Annotated in this window: 1 protein-coding gene; it reads right to left on the bottom strand. The window is 68.3% G+C overall.

Going from position 1 to position 1,420, the window contains the following annotated elements; all coding sequences use genetic code 11:
• Positions 1-10: 10 nt before the first annotated feature.
• The coding region (locus ABGB17_RS38755) for an arabinofuranosidase catalytic domain-containing protein (RefSeq protein ID WP_347639380.1) at positions 11-1,420 on the bottom strand (1,410 nt) is incomplete at its 5' end.

Below are 1,420 nucleotides of genomic sequence, written 5' to 3'. Positions count from 1 at the left end.
GGCTGTCGGTTCAGCGGTAGCCGGCGGTGGTGATGTTGGCTTGGATGGCGTTCTCGGTGGCGTCGGTGGGGTAGCCGGTGACCATGGCGCCTTCGTAGAAGGTGCCGGCGCTGAGGTTGGCGCCGCCGTCGGGTTTGCAGCAGTCGCCGCCGCTGCCCAGGATGATGGCGCCTTGTTTTTTCATGGGGCTGTAGCCGGGGGGCAGTGAGCCGTCGTAGAGGGTGTACAGGGTGCCGGCTTGGGCGTCGCTGCCTTTGATGGCGAAGCGGGTGGTGCCGTTGTTCTTGAGGGTGGCGGTGACGAATTTGTGGGGGAAGGCGCGCTGGTTGGGGTTCCAGGTGGAGCTGCCGCCGGGGAACAGGCCCCATTCCAGGTCGGCCTGGACCCATGGGCCGGTTCCGGTGCAGCCGCCGAACCAGCACTGCTTGCTGAAGTTGATGGCGTCCATGGCGCCGGCGGCGTCGGCTTTGCGGGTGGTCTCGCTGTTGCCGTAGTCGAAGCAGCAGCCGCTGTTGACGTGGGTGCCGCTGGTGACCATGTACATGCCTTCGGGGGCGCTGCCGGTGGGGACGCCGGTCAGGTGGCCGTCGCGCCAGTAGCTGTTGCCGGGGTTGATGTACAGGGAGTAGGCCTTGCTGCCGCCGATGGTGAGTGACTCCGACGTCGCGATGGCGGGTTTGCTCTGCGGTGAGCCGGGCACCACGCTGGAGCCTTGGTACCACAGGTCGTTGCCGCGGCCGGACTGGTCGTAGATGACGGTGATGACGCAGGTGGTGCCGGTGCAGAAGGTGTCCTGGGTGGCGGCGTTGGCGGTGCCGCCGGTGGTGAGCAGGCCGATGTTGCGGGTGGTGTTGTCGGAGGCGCGGCGGACTTGGTAGAGGTTGCCGGTGTAGGTGCCGTACAGGGCGCGGGTGGTGCTGTGCGCGGCCACGCAGGGGGTGCCGCCGGCGGCGTAGATGTCACAGGGGCGTGCGCCGGGTGGCTGGGGGGTGGGGGTGGTGGTGGGCGTCACGGTGGGGGTGGGGCCCGCGGTGTTCCATTTCTGGTTGGCCTGGCCGTTGCAGGTCCACAGGATGACTTTGGTGCCGTTGGCGGTGGCGCCGCCGTTGACGTCCAGGCACAGCCCGGACTGCACGCCGGTGATGGAGCCGTCGGTGTTCAGACGCCATTTCTGGTTGTTCTGGCCGTTGCAGGTCCAGATGATCACTTGGGTGCCGGGGGAGGTGCCGTTGGCGTAGGCGTCCACGCAGCGGGTGCCGTTGAACGTCCGTAGCTCGCCTGCGGTGGTGATGTCGTAGGACTGGCCGGCCTGGCCGCCGCAGTCCCAGATCTGCAACGCCGTTCCCTGCGTGCTGGAGTTGCCCGCGGCGTCCAGGCAGCGTCCCGACGGCTGGCTCACCAAAGGCGCCGCCGCCGAAGC

The sequence above is a fragment of the Sphaerisporangium sp. B11E5 genome (genome assembly GCF_039871875.1).
Classification (GTDB): domain Bacteria; phylum Actinomycetota; class Actinomycetes; order Streptosporangiales; family Streptosporangiaceae; genus Sphaerisporangium.
This window is presented reverse-complemented; position numbering and strand designations above follow the sequence as displayed.